General features: G+C 36.7%; 24 protein-coding genes. 15 read left to right on the top strand and 9 right to left on the bottom strand.

The features are described 5' to 3' along the window. The first annotated feature begins 310 nt into the window (after nt 1-310). The 4 genes from rpsP to rplS all read left to right on the top strand — a co-directional run bounded on the left by rpsP (nt 311) and on the right by rplS (nt 2,355). On the top strand, nt 311-583 hold the full coding sequence (gene rpsP, locus JP39_RS06840; RefSeq protein WP_041499650.1) for a 30S ribosomal protein S16: 273 nt from the start codon (nt 311-313) through the stop codon (nt 581-583). A 60-nt stretch (nt 584-643) separates the two neighbouring features. Continuing rightward, nucleotides 644-1,159, top strand: coding sequence for a ribosome maturation factor RimM (rimM, locus tag JP39_RS06835; RefSeq protein ID WP_041499651.1), 516 nt, complete (start codon nt 644-646; stop codon nt 1,157-1,159). Continuing rightward, nucleotides 1,159-1,887, top strand: coding sequence for a tRNA (guanosine(37)-N1)-methyltransferase TrmD (gene trmD / locus JP39_RS06830; RefSeq protein ID WP_041499653.1), 729 nt, complete (start codon nt 1,159-1,161; stop codon nt 1,885-1,887). The genes rimM and trmD overlap by 1 nt, the downstream gene beginning before the upstream one ends. A 114-nt stretch (nt 1,888-2,001) precedes the next feature. After that, nucleotides 2,002-2,355, top strand: a complete 354-nt coding sequence (gene rplS, locus JP39_RS06825; RefSeq protein ID WP_041499654.1) for a 50S ribosomal protein L19 — start codon at nt 2,002-2,004, stop codon at nt 2,353-2,355. 177 nt (nt 2,356-2,532) lie between these two features. Here the strand turns inward: rplS and JP39_RS06820 are convergent, their stop codons facing one another. The 7 genes from JP39_RS06820 to JP39_RS06790 all read right to left on the bottom strand — a co-directional run bounded on the left by JP39_RS06820 (nt 2,533) and on the right by JP39_RS06790 (nt 8,842). Next, nucleotides 2,533-3,225 carry an ABC transporter ATP-binding protein gene (locus JP39_RS06820; protein ID WP_041499655.1) on the bottom strand — a complete coding sequence of 231 codons (693 nt, stop codon included), beginning with the start codon at nt 3,223-3,225 and terminating at the stop codon, nt 2,533-2,535. Between the two features lie 4 nt (nt 3,226-3,229). Continuing rightward, the gene (locus JP39_RS06815) at nt 3,230-4,291 is read right to left on the bottom strand and encodes an ABC transporter permease (RefSeq protein WP_041499657.1); all 1,062 of its coding nucleotides are present in this window, start codon (nt 4,289-4,291) and stop codon (nt 3,230-3,232) included. Continuing rightward, entirely contained in the window at nt 4,275-4,817 is a 543-nt protein-coding gene (locus JP39_RS06810) for a TetR/AcrR family transcriptional regulator (protein ID WP_041499658.1), read from the bottom strand. Before JP39_RS06810 ends, JP39_RS06815 begins: the two co-directional genes overlap by 17 nt. 135 nt (nt 4,818-4,952) lie before the next feature. Then, nucleotides 4,953-6,755 carry an oleate hydratase gene (locus JP39_RS06805; protein WP_245626318.1) on the bottom strand — a complete coding sequence of 601 codons (1,803 nt, stop codon included), beginning with the start codon at nt 6,753-6,755 and terminating at the stop codon, nt 4,953-4,955. 130 nt (nt 6,756-6,885) lie between these two features. Continuing rightward, nucleotides 6,886-7,440, bottom strand: a complete 555-nt coding sequence (locus tag JP39_RS06800) for a TetR/AcrR family transcriptional regulator (protein ID WP_041499661.1) — start codon at nt 7,438-7,440, stop codon at nt 6,886-6,888. 20 nt (nt 7,441-7,460) lie between these two features. Further along, complete coding sequence (locus tag JP39_RS06795; protein ID WP_041499663.1) at nt 7,461-7,895, bottom strand: hypothetical protein; 435 nt, start codon at nt 7,893-7,895, stop codon at nt 7,461-7,463. A gap of 86 nt (nt 7,896-7,981) precedes the next feature. Beyond that, the gene (locus tag JP39_RS06790; protein ID WP_048698869.1) at nt 7,982-8,842 is read right to left on the bottom strand and encodes a MurR/RpiR family transcriptional regulator; all 861 of its coding nucleotides are present in this window, start codon (nt 8,840-8,842) and stop codon (nt 7,982-7,984) included. Nucleotides 8,843-8,999: 157 nt separating this feature from the next. Here JP39_RS06790 and JP39_RS06785 point away from each other — a divergent pair, with 157 nt between their 5' ends. The 9 genes from JP39_RS06785 to JP39_RS06745 all read left to right on the top strand — a co-directional run bounded on the left by JP39_RS06785 (nt 9,000) and on the right by JP39_RS06745 (nt 17,368). Next, nucleotides 9,000-9,983: a Gfo/Idh/MocA family protein gene (locus tag JP39_RS06785; protein ID WP_041499665.1), complete on the top strand. Its 984-nt coding sequence runs from the start codon at nt 9,000-9,002 to the stop codon at nt 9,981-9,983. Between the two features lie 304 nt (nt 9,984-10,287). Next, nucleotides 10,288-11,199 (top strand): DMT family transporter, encoded by a 912-nt coding sequence (locus JP39_RS06780; RefSeq protein WP_041499667.1) that lies wholly within the window; start codon nt 10,288-10,290, stop codon nt 11,197-11,199. Between the two features lie 34 nt (nt 11,200-11,233). After that, on the top strand, nt 11,234-11,695 hold the full coding sequence (locus tag JP39_RS06775) for a GAF domain-containing protein (protein WP_041499668.1): 462 nt from the start codon (nt 11,234-11,236) through the stop codon (nt 11,693-11,695). 23 nt (nt 11,696-11,718) lie between these two features. Beyond that, the gene (locus JP39_RS06770) at nt 11,719-12,603 is read left to right on the top strand and encodes a LysR family transcriptional regulator (protein WP_041499669.1); all 885 of its coding nucleotides are present in this window, start codon (nt 11,719-11,721) and stop codon (nt 12,601-12,603) included. 522 nt (nt 12,604-13,125) lie between these two features. Next, entirely contained in the window at nt 13,126-13,470 is a 345-nt protein-coding gene (locus JP39_RS06765; RefSeq protein WP_041499671.1) for a hypothetical protein, read from the top strand. Nucleotides 13,471-13,484: 14 nt separating this feature from the next. Beyond that, complete coding sequence (locus JP39_RS06760; protein ID WP_041499672.1) at nt 13,485-14,417, top strand: DMT family transporter; 933 nt, start codon at nt 13,485-13,487, stop codon at nt 14,415-14,417. A 12-nt stretch (nt 14,418-14,429) separates the two neighbouring features. Then, nucleotides 14,430-15,077 carry an NAD(P)H-binding protein gene (locus JP39_RS06755; protein ID WP_041499674.1) on the top strand — a complete coding sequence of 216 codons (648 nt, stop codon included), beginning with the start codon at nt 14,430-14,432 and terminating at the stop codon, nt 15,075-15,077. Nucleotides 15,078-15,116: 39 nt separating this feature from the next. After that, nucleotides 15,117-15,788, top strand: coding sequence for an NAD(P)-dependent oxidoreductase (locus tag JP39_RS06750; RefSeq protein ID WP_245626367.1), 672 nt, complete (start codon nt 15,117-15,119; stop codon nt 15,786-15,788). Nucleotides 15,789-16,021: 233 nt separating this feature from the next. Continuing rightward, the gene (locus JP39_RS06745; protein WP_041499677.1) at nt 16,022-17,368 is read left to right on the top strand and encodes a C40 family peptidase; all 1,347 of its coding nucleotides are present in this window, start codon (nt 16,022-16,024) and stop codon (nt 17,366-17,368) included. Nucleotides 17,369-17,500: 132 nt separating this feature from the next. On the opposite strand, the gene JP39_RS06740 is transcribed toward JP39_RS06745, so the two are convergent. Then, nucleotides 17,501-18,121: a histidine phosphatase family protein gene (locus JP39_RS06740; RefSeq protein ID WP_041499678.1), complete on the bottom strand. Its 621-nt coding sequence runs from the start codon at nt 18,119-18,121 to the stop codon at nt 17,501-17,503. Between the two features lie 553 nt (nt 18,122-18,674). On the opposite strand from JP39_RS06740, the gene serC reads away from it, so the two are divergent. Both serC and JP39_RS06730 read left to right on the top strand, forming a co-directional pair. Continuing rightward, a complete protein-coding gene (gene serC / locus JP39_RS06735) occupies nt 18,675-19,760 on the top strand; it encodes a 3-phosphoserine/phosphohydroxythreonine transaminase (RefSeq protein WP_041499680.1) in 1,086 nt (361 codons plus the stop codon). Next, on the top strand, nt 19,760-20,929 hold the full coding sequence (locus JP39_RS06730; RefSeq protein ID WP_041499682.1) for a phosphoglycerate dehydrogenase: 1,170 nt from the start codon (nt 19,760-19,762) through the stop codon (nt 20,927-20,929). The genes serC and JP39_RS06730 overlap by 1 nt, the downstream gene beginning before the upstream one ends. 353 nt (nt 20,930-21,282) lie before the next feature. Here JP39_RS06730 and lexA read toward each other — a convergent pair whose 3' ends face one another. Then, a complete protein-coding gene (gene lexA, locus JP39_RS06725) occupies nt 21,283-21,906 on the bottom strand; it encodes a transcriptional repressor LexA (RefSeq protein ID WP_041499683.1) in 624 nt (207 codons plus the stop codon). Between the last annotated feature and the right edge of the window lie 81 nt (nt 21,907-21,987).

The following is a 21,987-nucleotide window of genomic DNA, read 5'->3' as shown; positions in this document are numbered from 1 at the left end:
GTAGTCTAAATTTACTTGAATAATTTCAAATACAATCGTAACCGATTAATTAGTCGGAAGAGCTGAGAAGTATTCACCAGCAGTGGAAGTGGCGTTATTGCTTTAGCAATTACACCACCGGGCGAGTTTGGAGACTTTCCGGTCTGTGGAAAGGCTTCGAACCGGTCCGCACAGCAGGTGAAATACTTCTCAGCCCTGGAGACGGCAGATATAAAATAAAAAAAATTAACTGGTGTAAAGAAAAAAACTTTACACCGTCTATTATTTTGTGTATACTAACAAAGTTAAGTATTTAGGAGGAAACAAACATATGTCAGTTAAGATTAGAATGAAACGTATGGGTAGTAAATTACGCCCATTTTATAGATTAGTTGTTGCAGATTCACGTTCACCACGTGATGGTCGTTTTATCGAACAAGTTGGTTATTACAACCCAATCTCACAACCAGAAGAAATTCACCTAGAAGACGACAAGATCGTTGAATGGTTAAACAAAGGTGCACAACCTTCAGATACTGTTCGTCACTTGTTGAAACAACACGGAATTATGCAAAAGTATCACGAAAGCAAATTCACAAAATAGTAATTTTTAATGGGGCCTGACAAGAGTTGTCGTGGTCCTATTTTTATTCACGGAGGAAAAATGACCGAAAAATTATATCGAGTTGGTACAATCGTCAATACTCACGGTATTAAAGGCGAAGTAAGAGTGATTTCAATTACTGATTTCCCAGAGGACCGCTTTAAGGCCGGTGCCAAAGTTTACTTGAAGAACAAAGATCAAGTGACTGAATTTACTGTTGAGTCATCACGCCCACATAAGAGTTTCATTCTGTTGAAATTTAAGGGTTACGATAATATCAATGATGTTGAAAAATATGTTAAATCAGAATTATTTGCTGATGGCGAAGAAGTTTCTAACCTCAATGAAGGTGAATTTCTTTACAAGCAGATTATTGGTTTGACTGTGATTGATAAAGACTTAGGTGAAGTCGGCAAGGTTACTGAAATTATTGAGTTGGGTTCAAATGATGTTTGGGTCGTTAAAGGACCTAAGTATAAAGAAATCTTGTTGCCTTACATTGACGATGTTGTTAAAAGTGTAGATATTGATAATGGCGTTGTTAATGTTGAAATACCGGATGGGTTGATGGATTAATGGATATTACAATTTTAAGTATTTTTCCAAAAATGTTTCAGGCTTTAGACGAATCATTGATTGGTAAAGCTCAGGAAAAAGACCTCGTTAATATTGATGTCGTTGATTTTCGTGATTTCACGACTAACAAACAAAATCATGTTGACGATGGCACATACGGTGGTGGAGCTGGGATGTTATTGCAGGCTCAACCGATTTATGATGCAATGGATTATGTTGAAAAGAAGAAACCTGGTAAAAAGCGAGTTATCTTGTTGGATCCAGCTGGAAAAACTTTCAACACGAAAATGGCCAAAGACTTTGCTAAAGAAGATCAATTAGTCTTTATCTGTGGACATTACGAAGGCTTCGATGAACGAGTAAAGGATTTAGTTACTGATGAAGTTTCAATCGGTGATTATATTTTGACTGGTGGGGAATTGCCAACTATGAGTATGATTGACGCCACATTGCGTTTCGTACCTGGAGTTTTGGGCAATTCTGAGTCAGCTGAGGTAGAATCTTTCTCTAATAACTTATTAGAGTACCCTCAATACTCACGTCCAGCCGATTTCCGCGGTAAAAAGGTACCTGACGTGTTAATCAGTGGGGATCACGAAAAAATCCGTGTTTGGCGTCTTAAACAAGCTTTGAAGAAAACTCTTGAGCGTCGTCCTGATTTATTGGAAAAGGCTGAGTTGACCGATGAGGAACAAAAGTACTTGCGTGAAATTCGTCGAAATAACTAGTTTACAATTATGTTCAAATAAAGTATTATATTATAAGTGTTTAAACGCACATATTAACGATATTCCGCTGTGTATCAAAGGATATGTATGAGTGTCGGCTAGGAGAAACTATTTATGAATAAATTAATTCAAGATATTACATCAGAACAATTACGTTCTGACGTGCCTGACTTCCGTAGTGGTGATACAATTCGTGTCCACGCTAAGGTTGTTGAAGGTAGCCGTGAACGTGTTCAATTATTCGAAGGTGTTGTCATCAAGAGACATGGTGCTGGTATCAGTGCTACATACACTGTTCGTAAGATGAGTAATGGTGTTGGTGTTGAAAGAACATTCCCACTAAACACACCTCGTGTTGAACAAATCGAAGTTATCAGACATGGTCGTGTACGTCGTAGCAAGCTTTACTACCTACGTGCTCGTACAGGTAAGGCTGCTCGTATTAAAGAACGTCGTCGTGACATCTAATTTAATGCAAATAGCTTAAAAATCCGCTATCTCTCAATTGAGATAGCGGATTTTTTTACCAGTTTGATTTTCAACATAAGTATTTTTAAGTACAAAGAAGGCATGTAATTCACAACCGAATTACATGCCTTTTGCGTATTATATAGAAAACTAAAATTTTGAAATGAGTATTAAATCTTATTCTGCCATACGCATTTCTGAATCTAACGTCATTTGACCATCCATGATCTTATAAACATTATCTGCAAAGTCACGTAATCTTAAATCGTGGGTTACGATTACTACGGCTGTATTTTGTTCACGTGCTAAGTCTTGGAATATTTTGCCCACTTCAATGACTCTTTCACTGTCTAAGGCTGCTGTTGGTTCATCAGCTAGGAGAATGTCTGGTCTGGTGTAAAGTGCTCTAGCGATTGCTACTCGCTGATTTTGACCACCTGATAGTTCACCTGGGTATTTATTTTCCAGCTCACTTATACCCAATTTTTGCATTAAACTTTCTAGTGAAAGATTGGATAGATTGTGTTCTTTCTTAACTTTTTTTACTAGTTTGAATTGTTCTTTGACGGTTAAGTAGGGAACGAGGGTATATGATTGTAGCACAAAGCCGATACTGTTTAATCGCATTGCATCGCGTTGTTTGCTGGTCATCGATTTCACAGCTTTGCCTTCGAGTTGAACTGTGCCGTCAGTCGGTGTCTGTAAGCCTCCAGCAATGGTTAGAAAAGTACTCTTACCAGAACCTGAAGGTCCAATTACTAAGTTCACTTGGCCTTTTTGAGCGGTGAAATTGATATCTTTTAAAACGTGAACTCGGCTGGTTCCGGTACCGAAATATTTATTGATATTATTTAATTGTAAAGTTGCCATTTTATTAGCCTCCGATTACGCTGACAGGATCAACATTTAAGATTATTTTGATGGGGATAAGCGATCCAAGTAGTCCGGTCAGAATTAAACCGAAGCCGACTGCGGAAAGTATAGGAATATTGAAACTCATTGGAACTGCTGCAGGCATGGCAAATGCGGTAATTCCGGTAAGAACCGTCGCAATTAACAAGCCACTGACTACGAGGATAACGGATTGAGAAATTGTGGCGTTAACCAATGTTTTGGAAGGAATCCCTTGCGCACGTAAGACAGCATAATTTTGAATTTTCTGGATTGTTAGGATGTATAAAAAGACTGCGATAACAATTAGAGAAATGATCATTAGGAAGCCAATCATAAAGGTAAACGTTGAGTTTTGTGCGGAATAGCCTGGTAGTTTAGAAATAAATGCTTTTATTGAGTAGGTCTTGAGTTGTTTATCTTTGACGTCAAAGTTGGCATTTTTTGAAACGATTGCACTAGCTTTGAAAGGACTATTCAGGTTCTTGATTGATAACCAGTTGTCGATTTGCCCGTAGATTACCGGTGCAATATTCAACTTAGCATTTTTAATAAAACCAACAATTGTATAACTAGTTGAAGCTGAATTGAATTTGATTTTGTCGCCGAGTTTATAGCCATCAGTTTTGAATTTATCATCAACTACAACTTGATTAGCCTTCTTAAAGTTATGTCCTGAGCTAAGTTTGAGGTTTTTGGCAATAAATTGTTTCTTATCTAATCCTAAATATTGGGCTGATTCTTTAGTTAGACCGCTTTTCTTGGCAACAACAGCGGCTTGACCAATATAGGCTTCATTTTTAGTTATTTTGGAATCCTTGACTTGGTCTTTTGTAATTAGTGATTGAGTCAAACTAGTGTTGGCATCTTTATCAAGGACGATACTTTTCGCATTCCAAGAGTTGATAGCATCGGTATTTTGATTCGCAAGTCCCATTGAAAGGCTAGTCAGTATAAAAATTAGGTAACAGATTAGGACAATCATGCCAATTATTAAGCCATATCTGAATTTTTCTTTCTTGATTTCTTTAAGTGATAGAAACATTTTTGTCATCCTCTTTGGCTAGGGCGTTTAAAACACGGCCTAGTTTCTTCAATATTATTTCCTTGTTACTTGGATCAAGCATAATTTGTTTGATAGCATCGTGAATCATAACTTGCGTTGCCCAGTGAAATTCGTTTTCAGTTATCATGTGATTATTGAAAGGGGTCAAAAATAATGATTCATTGTGAAGCAAATGCATTTTAACTAGTGAGAAATAGCGACTTCTGTAGCTTCTTTCAATAAAGTCACGAACTTGCTCAACATATTCGTCAGGTCTGAGTTTTTGACTTGAATCGGTCACAATGCTTTGGTGAATATCTTTCAATGCGTAACTATATAGGTAATGGTAGGCGTCATTTAAGTCATCAAAGTATTTATAAAAAGCACCACGGGCAATGCCGGATTCTTTAACAATTCTTGAAACTTGAGCATCAGTTAAACTATGATTGGAAAATTCATTTAATAGGGCATCAGTTATTAATGATTTTTTTGATTCATTTAAGTTTTCGAAAGTTGTAGAAACCATATTTCCTCCTTTGTGACACTGTGTCACTTTTTAACATGAACAAAGTATAACCATTTAGTGACACCGTGTCAACAATTGAGAAATAAAAAACCACTGTATCTCCAAATTGGAAATTACAGTGGTTTATTTGGCTAATTATTTACTATGTGGAGCCTTAGGGTGCAAAACTGATTCTTTCAATGGAATAGTCTTATCGCGTCCTAAGTACATTTGATAATAAGGTGGTACGTTGTTTACGTAATCTAACAACATCTTTTGAATTGTTGGCAATGCTTCAGGTGTAACTGCTGGAAGGTCACTGGCTTTGATTTCACCCTTGATACCATTGAATCTCTTAACACGTTCTAATAGATAACGGATATCGTAACGTGAAGGGTTAACTTCGATGACATCTTTATCAATGTTCAATAGTTCGTAGACACTTTCCAAACCTGTTCTAACTGAAGTTTCAACTGTGAAGACAACATCATCATCAACTTCAACAAATTGTCCTAAGAAAGCTAGGTTAGTGCAGCCGTCAGGAACAACCTTTGGACGATCGCCGAGTTCGCGTGGCATAAATTGACTTGTTACATAAGGCATCATGGCTGTTGACATGTATGTGTGCTTCAAAACTTCATCTTTAATGTCAAGCATTCCCAAGTGATAGAGGAGTTCAGTCATGATTTCATCGCCGGTACAATCCCACATACGTTTCTTGATGTAGTTACCGACGTTTTCACCATAAAGTCCATAGCCCCAACCAACTTCTTCATCGTCAGCTTGATATGGGAAGAATGGCTTGTGGTGAATTTCGAATGACATATCCCAATTTGAATCTCTGAATGTCATCAAACCACCAGTACCAGCTTTGCTACCGGATAACTCTTCGATACGTCTGAAGAATTCTGGATAATCCTTAACAGTAGGGAAGAATGAGATCCACTTAGTCTTGTCAATTTGTCCCAAGAATTTATCTGGGTGACCGAATTTATCATCTTTCTTAGCTAAGTTTTTCCAAATAGTGAAAGTACCCATGTGTTCTGTATCAGTGTTAGTTACAGCAACAGTGTCGTTGTCCCCAAATGTACTATTTTCACTGATTGAACCACTTGTAACAAAGACTAAGTCCTTGCTGCTGACGGGAATTGCGACATCTTCATCATTATGGTGAGCTAGGATTTCTTGAACGGTATCGTTCTTTTCATCAAGTGTTAAATCATAAACGGTAAAGTTGTTAACAAAGTGAACGCCATGGTCGATTAGCCATCTCTCGATAGGAAGAATAATTGCGTCATATTCGTTATATTTAGTGTGAATGAATCCTTCGAGGTATTCGTGACGGTTGATGAAAGTAAATCTTTGCCAATAACGACGACATTCGATAGCACTGTGATAGTGTTTGAAAGCTAATTGACTGTGGAAACAAACCCAGAAGTTAGTCTTGAAAAAGTCTTCGTCAAAGAATTCATCGATACGTTTGTTAGCTAAATCTTTTTCTGAAGAAGCGACAACTTTAGCCATGGCAGTAACATATTTTTGAGGAAGCTTGTAATTGTGATACTGTCCATCAATTTCACCTTGGTTGACGATAACACGAGCCTCACTGTGAATTGGATCATCACGGTTGAAATCAACTACATCATCAAGAACGGTTCTACCTTCATTTTCGAGTGAAGGAATTTTACTGCAAAGATACCAGAGACATTCCATGTAAGGTTCTAGTTCACGTTCAGCTCGGCAAAGGTATCCCTCATTGCCTTTAGTACCGTCCATGGAACCACCCATAACAGGTTTCTTTTCATAGATAGTAATGTTATCTCCAGGCATTTTAGCGTCATCAATTAAGAATGCTGCTGTTGCTAAACCAGCGATACCACCACCGACAATGTTGGCCTTACGACCATCAACGCCAGCTGCTTTATGAGGATGATACATTGTTTTATAAATATTCATCATAAATACCTTCTTTCATTGTTAGCTCTTACTTACAAGTCCAACAATAAAATAAAGTGAGTGTTGAGACAATTTACAAAAAAAACGAAATGTAAATTTGATTTACACTTCGTTTTTTTTGTAAAGTTGATGATTATTCGGCATATTTGTTCAATGCTTTCTTAAAATCGCCTTGGACTAGGACACCAGTTTGCTCGACAATTTCTTGAGGGTCATCCTTCATACCATCCATGATCCACTCCAAAATCAAGGCAATAAAGGCCAGACTATAAAAGTGGGCGATGAAATCCTTGTGTTTTTGATCAACAGACATACCAGCGGCTTGTTTTTCAACGACTTTAATAATATATCCATAAATAACTTTATAAATATATCGTTCCATTAAATCACGATATTCTGATTTGTAAACATTTTTAGTAATGTTGCCACTGTCGCGTAGGGCAATCATAATATCATAGAAACCCTTGTGCCAGTTGTCGTAATCAGCCACATTACCAAGGATATTATCGGCATTTTGTCGAGCTGAAAATTCGACTAATTCATAAATATCAGAAAAATGATTATAGAAAGTTTGACGCGTCAATTGACATTCATTGACGATATCTTTCACAGTGATTTTGTCGATTGGCTTAGTTTGTAAAAGCGTATTTAAAGCATTAATCAAAATGGATTCAGTAGTATTTTGCATGAAAAGTTCCTCAGTTTTAGTTAGTTAAATTGCACAGTTAATTTTTCACGACCAAGGCCTGGATCAACGTAAACATCTTTGAGTTTTAATTCGAAGACTTGAAGTTTGGGACCAATCATATCCCAAACTTTTTGATAGTTAGGAACTGAGTCTAAATATTTTGGTAACAAGTCTGCCATTGTCTTGTCTGAATGTTCAATCGTGACATTTTGTGAACGAATATAGGGATTGCCAATCATGTCGCTGTTAGGGATGCTGATGAAAGCAACACTTTGAGCTTGGTCATATTCAAGCGTTCCAGCTGCACCTTTGACTGATGAAAAGTAGAGTGTGTCCGGTTGATCTTCTAGCCAAACAAAGTTAACGATTTTAACGTTGACCTTGTTGTCTACAGAAAGGCTGAGCGCCATTTTATTGGTAGTCTTAGTGACATTCTTTAATATGGAAATATTCATATATTATAACTTCCTTTTTTAATCATTATTATTAATTAAATCATAACACCGGCAGATGTTGTTTCGTTTGATAAAGGCACCAAATTTTACTCAGTGAATCTAGAATCAGCAAATAATTTTTCTGAAGCTAAGCGATGGCTTTGATTTTCATCGTAGTTGGCAACGAATAGACAGGAATAAAGGGTATTTAAAACATATTCGATGCCAACTTGTGAAGCAAAAGGTGAAATTTTAACCGTTTTACTTTCAGTATTAGTCACTGGCAAAACAATATCACTTAATTTAGCAATCTTAGAGTCTTTGTCAGATGTAATAGCGATGATTTTGACACCATTTAGACGAAGTATCTGCGCAAGTTGGTAAGTATTCTTGCTTTGTCCACTGTATGAAATTAAGATTGCACAATCATTTTTGGTGTAGTTGGCTGCCATGAATTTGCTTTCTTCAGTCAGACTAGGCAAGTTGGCATTTAGATTAATTTTCATTAACTTATTTTGGAAACTTAAGGCTGAGATATAAGTATCGCCATAAGCAAAAATACCTAGTTTTCGTGATTGAAAGATGTCGCGAACGGCGTGTTCCAACAAATCATTTGTCAATAATTCACTCGTTTGTTTTAGCGAGGTTTGCATTAATTCTAATAATTTTTGGGCAATTTCTTTATTGGAATCATCTTCGGTAAATGGAAAATCAGGATTAACGGCAGAAATATCGTTGTAGTGTTGTTGCAGCTCAGCTGATAATTTGATTTTGAAATCCTTATATCCTTTGAGACCAATTTTTCGGCAAAGTCTAACGATGGTTGAAGTTGAAGAAAAAGTGGATGTCGCCAGGGATTGAATGGAATGATTGATGACAGATTCCTTATTTTTGAGAATATAATCCGCCAATTGCTTTTCCGAACCGTTGAATTTGTCAGCTTTTGTTAATTGAGAAATAATGGTCATCCTGATACCTCCATTGTTAAATATGAAAAAATATTCCAAGTTATAAAAATATATTACTAGAATTTCTGGAACAATATTACCAATACGTCTATTAAGCTATTTATATCATTTTACCGTGTTTTAATAGGGATGAACAAAGCATAAGGAGTGGTTAATGATGAAATTAGCGATTATCGGATCAGGAAATATTGTACATGACTTTTTAACAATCACGAAGGATTTAAAAAATACGGAATTAACAGCCATTATTGGAACAACTCGCAGTATTGATATCTTGGACCAGTTGAAATCTGAATATCATATTGGAGCGGTTTATACGGACTTTGATACGGCTTTGGCGGAAAGTGATTTCGACACCGTTTATGTGGCTGTCCCAAATTTTCTGCATTATCAATTTGCTAAAAAAGCTTTGGAGAATGGCAAAAATGTAATCTCTGAAAAACCATTTACCGTAAAATTAGCTGAATTTATAGATTTAAAAGAGATTGCAATGAAGAATCATTTAGTTTTACTCGAAGCAATTACCAATCAATACTTACAAAATTACGTTGATTTGAAAGAAAAATTACCAGAGTTAGGTGATTTAAAATTAATTGAGAGTAACTATTCCCAATATTCATCACGTTATGATGCGTTTGAAGCGGGGAAGATTTTACCAGCATTCGACCCTAAAAAGGGTGGTGGAGCATTGATGGATTTGAATATTTATAATATTCACTTTATTGTCGGATTATTAGGACGACCAGAAAAAATATCATATTTGCCAAATATTGAACGTAATATAGATACGTCAGGTATTCTGATGCTCGATTATGGCAACTCAAAAGCAGTGGCAATCGGTGCTAAAGATTCCGTTTCGCCAATTCGAAAAACAGTTGTCCAAGGTAATAAAGGTTCAATTGTTGTGAATGGACCAACTAATGAGATGCGCTCGTTTGACGTTTACGATAAAGATAAGAATTTATTGGAACAAGTAGATCACAATATTTATCCACACAGAATGTATCAAGAATTTGTTGAGTTTGAAAAGATTATTCAAAATAATGACTTAAAAGAAGTTGCGACGAGATTGCAACACAGTGAAGATGTTATGTGGGTCGTTGACCAAGCGCTTAAATCAGCTGGCTTAAAGTTAGAATAAAGTCATATTTTCACTGTTATACAAAATGATTATAAAATCAATCTACGCATGGTGCTAGTTGATAACCAATTACAAATATTTCATAGTTTAAAATTGTTTAAACACTTTTTGTATTCAACTAATAACGATTAATTAGTCGGAAGAGCTGGGAAATATTTGTGTGCCGAGGTTCGAGACCGCATTTTGGCTCGGGCCGTTCCGCACAGCTTGAGAATATTTCCCAGCTCTGGAGACGGCAGTCTATTGCATCCACCAAAAATAAAGGTTAATATAATTAGAATTATATAGTGAAACAGGTGGTTTTATGGTGCAATCTAGAGCCAATCGAAACCTTTTATTGGTTGCATTCATGTGGGGAACAAGTTATACATTTATCAAAATGGCGATTGCTGCGAAAATGCCGCCGTCAGTCATTAACACCTTGCGGGGATTGATTTCAGCAATATTGGTCTACATATTTTTTCGAAAAATTATTAATACGATGACTTGGAAAGAGTTTAAGATTGGAGCCGTTTGTGCAATTTTCAATTTTGTGGTCGTACAGTTGCAGTCCAGTGGATTGAAGTATACGACGCCGAGCAATAGTTCGTTTATAACGTCAATTTATGTGATTTTATTGCCATTTATTGCTTGGTTGATTTTCAAGAAAGTGCCACCTTTGAAAATTTATTTGTCGATTTTAATGTGTGTCTTAGGTATGGTCTTTTTGACTGGGATTATTTCGACTGGATTTGAATTTCACATGGGCGATTTCTTAACTGTATTGAGTGCCATTTTTTATGCATTTCAGATGACGTACTATGGCTATGCGACGCATAATGCTAGATCACAGGTAATTGCCTTTCAATTAGGCTTTATCCAAGCTATTTGTGGGGTTCTGTATGCTTTTACGTTTGATTATGGAAAGTTATCCCAGATTAACTGGACAGCAGCCATCGGACCGGTAATCTACTTAGGAGTAGTTGCAACATTTGCGGCTCAGGTTCTTCAAGTGATGAGTCAAAAGTATACCGATACGGTTACAGCCGGTTTAGTTTTGATGACCGAATCATTATTTGCTAGTTTAGTATCTGTCATATTCCATGTGGAACCCCTCACACAACACCTGATAGTTGGTGGCAGTTTAATAATTATGGCAACTTTAATTGCTCAATTTGATTTACGTGGTGTCATTTCAAGGTACTTTATCAGGCAAAATGGGATTAAAAAACCTTAGTTTGTGAGAAAATATAACTTTAAGGAGGATTTTCATGGAAGAGACGAAAATTTCATTAATGAACAAACAGTTGGATGCATTACTGTATCAAGAAAATAATTTGATTGCTAACTTGGCTAATGCCAGTGCTTTGATCAACGATACCTATGAGGATTTGAATTGGTCAGGTTTTTATTTGTACAACGAAGAAACTGATGAATTGGACTTAGGACCATTTCAAGGTAAAGTTGCCTGTATGCATATCAAGAGCGGTAATGGTGTTGTTGGAACAGCTTTTGCCGACCAACAAATCCATCGTGTAGCTAACGTCCATGAATTTCCTGGACACATTGCCTGTGACAGTGCCAGCAATTCCGAAATTGTTGTGCCAATTACCAAGGGTGATAAAAAAATTGGCGTCTTAGATATTGATTCACCATCATTGAACCGTTTTACTGAAGCTGAAGAAAATGAATTAGCTGATTTTGTTAAAGTTTTGTTGCAACATATGGGCTAGAATGGTTTTGAGGAGTTGGTAAAATGTTACAGCAGATGCGTTATTTTGTAGCAGTTGTTCAGAATCATAGCTTTACCAAAGCGGCAGCAGAATGCAATATTGCACAGTCTTCCATTTCACAGCAGATAAAAGATCTTTCTAATACTCTAGGAGTTGAATTGGTCAAACGTAAGGGTAGAAGTTTCGAGATTACCAAGGCTGGCAATCATTTTTATCAAGAGTGCCAAAGCATCTTGGACCAAGTTGATAAATTAGTCGAAGATACAAGAACGATTGAAAAAGAAGATACTGAGGAATATGTTTTAAGGATTGGCTACTTAAGAAAATTCGGATCGAAAGAATTTTTACGTGCTGTAGCACAGTTTTCTAAAGAATATCCGCAAGTGAGAGTTAAAATCCACAGTGGTTCGTACAGTGACTTATTTGATTTAATCAGAGATTCTAAAATTGATTTGAATTTCTCAGACCAAAGACATGCTTTTTCCAACGTCTACGAGAATCTATATTTAACAGACACCGATTATATGGTAGTCATGTCACCGGATAAGTTTGTCGATCATGATGTCATTGATACGCAAGAATTGAAGGATACACCTTGTATCTTAGTTGTAGGAGCAGATGAGTTTGCTTCTGAACAAGAATATTATCGAAATATTTTAGGAATTAAGAGTCCGTTTAGAAGTGCCGCAACGTTTGGCGAAGCCCAGATGTTGGCAGCTTCCGGACAAGGGTTTATTGTGGTTAACAGTCGCACGGCGGGATTGGTTGATCAAGAAATCAACCGAGTTGTGAAGTTAGTTGATAATGGCCGTGACTTAAACCAACGATACTTTGCATATTGGAAGAAAAGTAATTCTGGGTATTATATTGAAACATTTGCCCAAATTTTAAAATCACAATTTAATTAAATTTATCAAAAATGAGTTGTATCACACTTAATTAACTTTAAGCGTGGTACAACTCATTTTTTTATACCTAAAAATTCATAATCATACCCATGGTGTTAGTTAAATATTCCGTCTACAGAACTGGAAAATATTCACTAGCTGTGCGGAACGGCCCGAGCCAAAGTGCGGTCTCGAACCTCGGTTTTGAAGCCTTGACACAGTTCGTCAAGTCTCCAAACACGCCCGGTGGTATAAGTACAGGAGGATTCTCCCGTACTTATACCACTACCACGGCACACAAATATTTCCCAGTTCTTCCGACTAATTAATCATCAATAATTGAATGTAAAGGTATACAAATGTATTAATATTCAAGCTATTTAGACTATGTAATACTCGCAATAAATCATCAACTAGCACCATGCGTATAATCAACTATCTAGATTTCCGATTGAATGTATCGCAAATGGAAATTGGAAGTAGTTTGGAAAAAAACTAAGATTACATTTGTTGATTGAGAGAGAAACATGGAGGAATTTAAAAATGAATTCAGCAGATAAATTGCTTGATGAACTTAGTAACCAATTCGTTGCCGCATTATCAAAAAAAGATATTTGTGTATTAGATGAAATGATTTCTGAACAAGTTGAAGTTAATTTAAATAATCATCAGAAGTTATCAAAACTTGAATTCATTGATCAGATTCAAAATGAAGATTTATGTTTTGATGGTTTACAGATTATTTCAAAAGTTGGTTGTAGTGAGGTTCAAATAAAAGGTTTCGCGGTTGATATGGATGGTCATAAAAATAAGGCTGTTTTGAATTTACATATTACTAAACAAACCGAAGAATTAGTGATTTCTTATTTACTATTAAAAATAATTTAAAAGGACGTCTTCAAATGTTAATTTTACTTTTACCCGTAGCCATGGGAGCCGGGTTGGCAATTCAAACAGCAGTTAATTCTAAATTACGAGGTTTCGTAGCATCTCCGTATTTATCATCAGGATTTTCATTTTTAGTAGCTTGGTTGTTCCTATTAGTTTTGAGCCTCGTTACTAAGCAAAGTATTTTATTAGATGGAAAAATGTTTTCAGCGCAGCCGCTGTGGGTATGGTTAGGTGGACTATTCGGAGCCATTGCATTGACGGGAAATGTTGTTTTATTTCAAAAAATCGGCAGTTTACAAACTACCGTGTTGCCAATTATGGGACAGATAGTGATGAGTGTTTTAATTGATCAATTTGGTTGGTTTCACTCACCGGTTAATAGAATAAATGTCACTCGAGTTGGTGGTTTAGTATTGGTTGTTTTAGGTGTGATATTGTCCTTAGGCATTTTCAATAAAGTTGAAAAAGATCTTAAGAAGAAACATATTAATCCGCTATATCAAATATTTGCGGTTTTAGCAGGAATGATGATGGCAGTTCAAACAGCTATTAATGGTCATCTGGGAACAATTTTAAAATCACCAGTTCATGCATCCTTGATTTCTTTTACAGTGGGATTACTTTGCTTAATAATCATGAACTTAGTGTTAAAAACAAAAGTCAGCAATCTTAAATTGGCACTGCATGCCGGAATACATTACTGGTGGATCTGGGTCGGTGGTTTTATCGGAGCACTTTACGTCCTTTGCAGTTCATGGTTGGTTCCAGTATTGGGAACTGGTCAAGTTGTCGTTCTAGCATTATTTGGACAGTTAGTTATCAGTGCTTTAATTGAACATTTTGGTTCATTTGAATCTAACATTAATAAAATTACGCGTTCAAAAACTTTTGGTTTAGTAATTATGTTTTTTGGCGTGTTAGTAATAAAGTTTCTTAATTTTTAGGAGGAAATCATTATGAAAAAAATTATTATTTTGGGAGCATCAGGCTCAATTGCAACATTAGTCGAGAAAATTTTAATTGATAACAATGAGGTTGAAATGACTTTATTAGCACGTCATCCAGAGCGAATCGCTGATGATATTAGAAATGATAGTCGTGTCAAGATTGTCGTGGGGGATGTTGTCAAAGATTACGGCACTTTGGTGCAAGCAATTAAAGGACAGGATGTTGTTTATGCCAATCTCTATGGTGCCAATCTTGGTAAGCAAGGTCAGTCCGTTGTAAAGGCAATGAACGAAGCCAAAGTTAAACGAATTGTCTGGATTTCAGCAAATGGTATTTATGGAGAAGTTCCTGGTAAATATGGTCAATGGAATCAAATGATGTTAGGTGATACGTTGACTGCTTATGCGGCCGGTGCCAAAGCTGTTGAACAAAGTAAGCTTGATTATACGATCATCCGTCCCGCTTGGTTTTCAGATGAAGACACAATCAGTTATGAATTAACACAAAAGGGCCAACAATTTAAAGGAACGGAAGTATCTAGAATAAGTGTTGCATCATATATTAGTTCATTGTTGTTAGATTCAGATCAAGTAATTAAACAATCGATTGGAATTAATAAACCTAACACAGATGGTTCAAAGCCTAGTTTTTATTAAAATATTTGGTGAACAGAAAAGAGTGATAAGTTGAGAATTATGGTTATCGGAGCATACGGACATGCAGGTAAACTAATTATGCGAGAGGCAGTTCGTCGAGGACATGATGTTGTGGGCATCGCACATCGAATGCATAAACATGAATCAACTAATAATATTGTTATAAAAGATATGATGGATTTAACAAAAGCTGATATTTCAAATGTTGATGCAATAGTAGATGCCGTTGGTGCTTGGACTGCTGGAACTGAAGCGGTTCATTACAATGGATTGGAACATATCACGCAAATGATTGCCGGAACAACAATTCATTATTTGAAAATTGGTGGTGCCAATACGCTCTTTATTGATAAAAAGCATCGGCATACTTTGCAGGAATTACCGTTATATTATCCGGATTACATGCAAGACGTTTGCAACGCACATGCTGAAGGATTAAAGATTCTCAGAACATATGATGATGTGAATTGGACATATGTCACACCAACATTTAACTTTGATCCAAATGGTCAAAAGACTGGTAATTATCAAGTTGAAGGGGAAGAAATAAAAGTTCCCAGTTCACATGATCCTAATGATGGAAAACATGATTACATCAGTTATGCTGACTTTTCTAAGGCGGTAATTGATATAGTGGAGCAACATAAATTTGTTCACCAGAGAATTACGTTGGTTAGTGGTGATAATCCACATCCTACTTGGAGATACTAGATATTATATTTATAATTCAACTAAAAAAGATAAGTAATCCCTTGAGGAAAACTTATCTTTTTTTGAATTTTTATGATGTTAGTGTTGCGAGTTAATAACATTGATCCAGAATCATTAGTCTTAAACAATTATATTCATATAATTTAATTGAATGGCTTGTAAATTGGTGCTAACCTGATTAAGTAAAATATGGGATTAAGGATTCTAATGATATGTTAAGGGGAGAACGAATAATGTCCAAAAAAGTTATAACAGCCTTTTTGATAGCAGCAGGGATGACTGGTGGCTTGATATTAAATAGTAGCCAGTTGAATGTAAAGGCTGCTAGCAAAGGGATTGTCAACACTACTAAAATGACATTTCTTTACAATGAACAAGGAAAACTTGTTAAAGACCGTGCATTAGCTCCAAAAACTGCTTGGGTCTATGACCAACAGATTCAAATTGGTGATCAAGGTAGCTTTTATCGCGTAGCAACACACGAATTTGTCAAAACTAGTGATGTTTCAGTTCAACATGGTAAGACCGAAAATGGAATTGTTAGAACGGGTTCAAATGGTGCATTAATGTACGGCTACGATGCAGGTAATTACAAGGCAACTGGCACCAAACTAGCTGCACATAGCGCTTGGCAGTATAGCAAAGTCGATAATGCTAACGGTAAAACTTGGTATCAAGTTAATGCCGATGGTTGGATCAACAGTGATGATGCTTCAACTTCAAATTTCATTAATAATTCTGGAGTTGCCAAAATCAGTTATGCTCCAGCAAGTGGTATCAATTTGTGGACTGGTTATGGAACACATAAAGTCGCTAGCGGCCAAAAATTAACCAATGGCTCAGAATGGAACTTTTCCCAGAAAGTTATTGATGCCAATGGGGATGCTTGGTATATGCTTGGCAATAATCAATGGATTGAAGGAACTTATACCAAGATTACGAACCAGGTTTTTGATACTAGTGCAGCTCAAAACTGGGATCCAAATTTTGCAGTCGTTAAAGTAAATCAGAAAGCGTCTGTTTATAATGACAGCAATTATAAGTCTGGTGTAAAAGAATCATCTGCAGCTGGAACGTTGCTACAAGTGGCTTCAACTGAACAAACAGGCAATGTTATCTGGTATGAGTTGAGCAATGGCGGTTGGATTCCTTCAACAGTTGTGACAGAAATGACAAATTATCGTTCACCAGTAGCTTTGAATGGTAAAACTAAGCAACAAACTATCGACGCTGTAGTTTCTGCAGCTAAACAACAATTGGGCAAACCTTACATTTGGAATGCCAAGGGACCAGCTGGTTTTGACTGCTCAGGTTTGATGCAATATGTCTTCAGACAAGCAACCGGTCAAAATATCGGTTCATGGACAGTCCCACAGGAAACAGCAGGTACCAAAGTTTCAATTAATCAATTGCAACGTGGCGACTTAGTATTCTGGGGTCCATCGGGTGCCAGTTATCATGTGGCATTATACTTGGGCAATAATCAATATTTGAACGCTTTACGTCCAGGTACCAATGTTAAAATCGACCGTATTTCTTCAAGTTTCAGACCATCATTTGGAGTACGAGTATTTAAGTAAAGTTCCGTTTCTAGAGCTGATGAAGACTCTCAGTTCTTCCAACTAATTAGTTTTTAGTGGATGAATAATCAAATTAAAACTTCAGTATTCAGTAAAAAAAACTCACAATCCAGAAATGGTTGTGAGTTTTTTTTAGTTGAAGGCTTGGTTGTAATATTCTAGATAAAATTCATTAGTTTTAGGTAAGGCGATTACTTTGGTAACACTGGTATTTCTTGGTTCGGGCAAAGTCATGGGATCTTGTGGCTTTAGAATATCTAAGGCAACGGCCTTAACTGTGAAACCATGTGTCACACAAATAATTTTGTCATCTGGATATTTTTGCATGGCATCCATAATGAATTCATGTACTCGTTTGATGACATCCTCAAAAGTTTCACCACTGGGAGCGTATTTAACATAAATAGGGAGCACGTCGTTGAGATAATCATTGTAGGCATCAGGATGAAGTTTGCGAAGCTCAGCATTTTGATGACCGTCCCATTCGCCGTAAGAGATCTCAATCAAACGTTTGTCGTAAGAAATCGGCAGTTGCGCTTTTTCATTCAAAATAGCAGCAGTTTGTTTAGTACGTTCCAACGGACTACAGATAATTCGATCAGCAAAGCTAATATCAAAATTATCAGCCAAGTTATGAGCTTGCTTTTGACCGTTGTCGTTTAAATAAGTCATTTCCGTGTTAATGGTACCTTGTTTCATTTTCATCACATTAGCGGTGGTTTGTCCGTGTCTAATAAAGTAAAATTCAGTCATAGAAAGGCTCCTTTGTTGTTTTTTTATTTTTTATCATCAAAATAAAGATGTAATAAATTAGTCGGAAGGGATTAGAATATTCACCAGCTGTGGGTGTGGCGTTATGGCTTCAGCCATTACACCACCGGGCGTGTTTGGAGACTTACCGGTCTGTGGTAAGGCTTCAAACCGAGGTTCGAGACCGTACTGTGGCTCGGACCGGTCCGCATAGCAGGCGAATGTTCTAATCCCTGGAGACGGCCAGAAACTAATTGTATGCAAAAAATTGTACAATATCCAGTTGACAATTAAAATATAAATGTTAAAGTAATTTTAAGTTAATTGGAGGTATTTTAATATGAGAACATTAAATCTTAACATTTTAACAGTCTCCTCCAAGTCTACACACAATACATGTAGGCTTATTAACTAGCGCGCTTAGTAAACAAACCTCATGTATGTAAAACAATTACATCTGTGAGGTCGCTTAATTCTTAGAAAATTTGACTCCTCGCAGACTCTAATCTGTGGGGATTTTTTTATCTAATTTTAAAATTCAAGGAGTGGAATAGATATGACAATTTACAATTTTGCAGCTGGTCCCGCAACAATGCCAGCCGAAGTTATTCAACAAATTAAGGCCGATTTACCTTCATACAACGATTCAGGCATGAGCATTATGGAAATTTCTCATCGTTCCGCTCTGTTTGAAGATGTTTTTCAAAAGGCACAACAAGATATGCGTGATTTATTAAAAATTCCTGATAATTATCAAATTTTGTTTTTCCAAGGTGGCTGTACATTACAATTTACTGCCGCACCACTTAATTTAGCCAATAAATATCATAAAATTGCTTTGTTAGACAGCGGTCATTGGGCTGATCGAGCTGGTGACGAGGCCAAAAGAGTCGGGGTTAAAGTCGATGTTTTAGATTCAACTAAAGCTGATCATTATACGAAATTACCGGTTTTGGAAAGTTTGCCAGCTGATACTTACGATTATTTGCACATCACCACTAACAATACGATTGAAGGTACCGCCTATACGAATTTGCCTGAAACTGGTATGACCGAATTAGTGGGAGATATGTCATCTAATTTCATGGGTCAAGCATATGATGTTAAAAAGTTTGGTGCCATCATGGCGGGCGCTCAAAAGAACTTGGGTATTGCCGGATTAACGGTAGTTATCGTTAGAAATGATTTAATTGGTAAGGTTAAAGATTTGCCAAGTATGGTGGATTATCAATTATTTGCTAAAAAGGAATCAATGTTTAATACGCCACCAGTTTTTGCAATTTACGCAGCTGGTCTAGTTCTTCAATGGTTAAAAGATCAAGGTGGAATTGCTGAAATGGAACGACGCAACCGTCAAAAATCAGGACTATTATATGATTTCCTAGATAACTCAGACCTATTCACAGCACCAGTTTTCAAAGCCGACCGTTCATTAACCAATGTCGTATTTGTTACAGGCAATCCAGAAATTGACCAGCGATTAGTTGCTCAAGCAGCTGACAATGGTCTAGTTAATATTAAAGGACATCGTTCTGTTGGTGGTATGCGTGCCAGTTTGTACAATGCAATGCCATATGAAGGAGTCGAAAAATTGGTCGACTTTCTAACTAAATTTGAAAAAGATTACAGGGGGCTCCACTAATGTATGAAGTAAAAACTTTTAACGCAATCGCACAAGCCGGTTTAGATACTTTTACCGATGATTTTGAAATTAACCAAACAGATGAACCAGATGCATATTTAATTCGTTCAGTTAATCTACTACAAGCCGAATTACCAGAAAGCTTGAAGACCATTGTTCGTGCTGGAGCCGGTGTTAACAATGTGCCACTAGGTCGAGCAACAGCTCAAGGAATAGCAGTTTTTAACACTCCCGGAAGCAATGCCAACGCTGTTAAAGAATTAGTTGTTTCATTAATGATTGCCACAGCTAGAAATCTTTTTGAAGCCCATAATTATTCAGACGAACATACTGAAGCCGACGTTTCTCAACGAACTGAAAAAGATAAGACTAAATTCAATGGGACTGAATTGGCAGGTAAACGCTTAGCTGTCATCGGTTTAGGAAATGTGGGTTCATTAGTTGCCAATGCCGCTTTAGCTTTAGGTATGAAAGTTATTGGTTATGATCCATATTTATCGGCCAATGCCGCATGGAGAATCAACAATCGGGTTAAACGAGTGGACTCAATCAAAAATGCTGTGAAGAATGCTGATTTTGTCACCATCCACGTACCCAAGAATAATGAAACGATTGGATTATTAGGAACGAAAGAAATTACCGAGATGAAAGATGGCGCCGTACTGTTCAACTATTCAAGAATTGGGATTGTCGACAATAAAGCAGCCGTTAAAGCCATTCGCAGTCAAAAAATCAGTCACTATTGTACAGACTTTGGCGAACCAATCATTGCCGACCAAGAAAAAATTACCATCACGCCACACATCGGTGGTTCAACGCTAGAAGCAGAAACAAATGGAGCCGTCCAGGGCGCTAATACTGTCATGAATTACCTTGAAGAAGGCGACACAACACACTGTGTGAATTTACCAAATATGCAAGTACCATTTGAAACAGCGTATCGAGTGACCGTAATTCACCAAAATGTTCCAAACATGGTTGGACAAATAAGTACCCAAATTGCCAATCGAGAAATTAATATCGAAAATATGGCGAATGCTGCCAAAGAAAAGGTTGCGTATACGGTTATTGACGTTGATGATTTGCAAGGAAAGGATCAAGAAGGTTTAATATCAGCATTAGAAGGTATTAAGGAAGTTTATAAGGTACGTGTGATTAAGCACAGATAATGATTATAGTCACAAAATTATGATTTATTAAATATGATTATTTATGACAAATATCTATGCGATAAATTAGTCGGAAGGGAAAAGAATAGTTAGCGGCTGTGATAGTGGCGTTATGGCTTCAGCCATTACACCACCGGGCGTGTTTGGAGACTTACCGGTCTTTGGTAAGGCTTCAAAAACAACCTAAGATTAGTTCTGAGGGAAGATCAATTTCTTCTCTTAGAACTTTTTTTGTACACTGGAGACAAAGTTCGAGACCGCTCTTTGGCTCGGGCCGGTCCGCATAGCAGGTAACTGTTCTTTTCCCTGGAGACGGCAAAACAAAAAACCACCCTTAATTGAGTGGTTTCCTTTTAAAAAATTTGTGAACGATATAATCCAACAACTTTACCAATGATTTCGACGCTGTCTAAAATAATTGGATCCATTGTATCGTTTTCAGGTTGTAGGCGGTAATGTCCATTTTCTTGATAGAATCTCTTACATGTTGATTCAATATCTTCAGTCATGGCAATGATAATTTCACCATTATTAGCAAAATTTTGTTCATGTACAATAACATGATCGCCATCAAAGATTCCAGCATTGATCATACTTTCGCCGTGAATTTCCAACATGAATAATTCACCAGACTCACGAGTAAGATCAGGTGGGATTGGAAAATATCCATCAGGATTTCTTTCAGCGGTAATAGGTTGACCAGCAGCAACGGCACCTAAAATAGGAATTTGTTTGGATTTGATACCAATTGAATTAAGACCAGCACCAGTAAGCTCGATAGCACGGGGCTTTGTGGGGTCTCTTTGGATAAATCCTTTTTTCTCAAGACGAGATAGGTGACCATGAACCGTTGACGTTGAAGAGAGATCTACGGCTTCGCAAATTTCTCTAACAGTTGGCGGATATCCATGTTCATCTAAATAATCATAAATACATTGTAAAATTTGTGACTGTTTAGAGCCTTCAGCTTTTGACATTAGAACACCTCATTGTTAATATCTTAAATAGATTGTATCAAAATTTGAATACAACTTCAAACAAGTGTTCGATTGTATCGA

It is taken from the genome of Companilactobacillus heilongjiangensis (assembly GCF_000831645.3).
Classification (GTDB): Bacteria; Bacillota; Bacilli; order Lactobacillales; family Lactobacillaceae; genus Companilactobacillus; species Companilactobacillus heilongjiangensis.
The sequence above is the reverse complement of the archived record's forward strand: the minus strand, read 5'-3'. Positions and strand labels throughout refer to the sequence as shown.